This window comes from Streptobacillus felis, from assembly GCF_001559775.1.
In the GTDB taxonomy this organism is placed as follows: Bacteria; Fusobacteriota; Fusobacteriia; order Fusobacteriales; family Leptotrichiaceae; genus Streptobacillus; species Streptobacillus felis.
Genome location: NZ_LOHX01000161.1, coordinates 1 through 1,200, shown reverse-complemented (window position 1 = coordinate 1,200; position 1,200 = coordinate 1). Strand labels below are relative to the sequence as shown.

General features: G+C 24.0%; 1 protein-coding gene. It reads left to right on the top strand.

Features of this window, described 5'->3' with window-relative positions; translation table 11 throughout:
* Positions 1 to 229 precede the first annotated feature (229 nt).
* On the top strand, positions 230 to 1,200 hold a 971-nt coding region (locus AYC60_RS03420; protein ID WP_197416940.1), incomplete at its 3' end, for a transposase.

The window sequence follows — 1,200 nt, the reverse complement described above, 5'->3', positions numbered from 1 at the left end:
AACTGACATAGAGCTTTTACGGATCTTATAATACTATAATATATGGCTACCACGTTTTATTTTTAAGGCGACCAATCCTAATCACTCCGGTATCTTGGCAATAAAAAAGGGGCTGTTCCGAAATAAACAGTCTAAATAAACAAAAAAAGCCAGAAATAAAGCTGGCTTTTTTTGAACTAAAAACACGCATAAACATTGATAAAATCACTGTTTTATGGTATAATTAGTTATGCTAAAAATACAATTAAATAGTATCACAAACACAAAAGAAAATCAACTTTTTGAAGTAAATAATTACAAACATTTTGAATTTGATGAAAATTCTCCTGTAATTCTTCTTAACGAGCTAGCTAAGGAACTAGTTTTTAACAATAAATCGAAAGTAAAGAATCACAACAAAGGTAGAAAATCTAAAAATTCTATTGATGTAATGTTTAAAATTATTCTTCTATCTGCATATTATTCTGAGTTAGAACTTAGAAAAATAATTAGAAATTGTAATGAAAATATAAACTTCATCTATCTTCTTAATGGAGAAGAAGCACCTAAATTAACAAGACTTCAAAAATTCATAGTTAAATATAGAGAAGATATAATAGATTTACTTTATCAATTTACAAATATTTTAAAAAGAAAGAATATAATTAATGAAAATGAAGTGTTTATTGATGGAACTAAAATAGAAGCATTCTCTAATAAATATACATTTGTTTGGAGAGGGACTGTAATGTACTATCAAAAGAAAAATCATATAAAGATAGAAAGAATACTTTTAGATTATCTTACTTTAAAAGGAAAAGATTTAAATTTATCTCAAATAGTACCAAATGAAGAAGTAGAAATGCTTGTTAAAGAATATACAAAGATAAAAGAATTAAGTGAATTAAATGAAAAACAAAAAATTATTAAAGATTTAGGATTAGAACTAGAAAAAGTTTTAGATAAAGAGAGAAAATATTTAGAACAACTGAAAATATTAGGAGATAGAAATAGTTATTCTAAAACTGATATATATGCTACATTTATGAGATCTAAAAAAGATTACATGAAAAATGGACAATTAATACCGGCATATAATGTTCAAATAGCTGTAAATAGTAATTACATTTTAGATTTTAAAATATTTCAAAATCCTACAGATTACAAAACTTTACCTGTATTTATAGAACATCTTAAATCGAATGGATATGATTTTAAAAA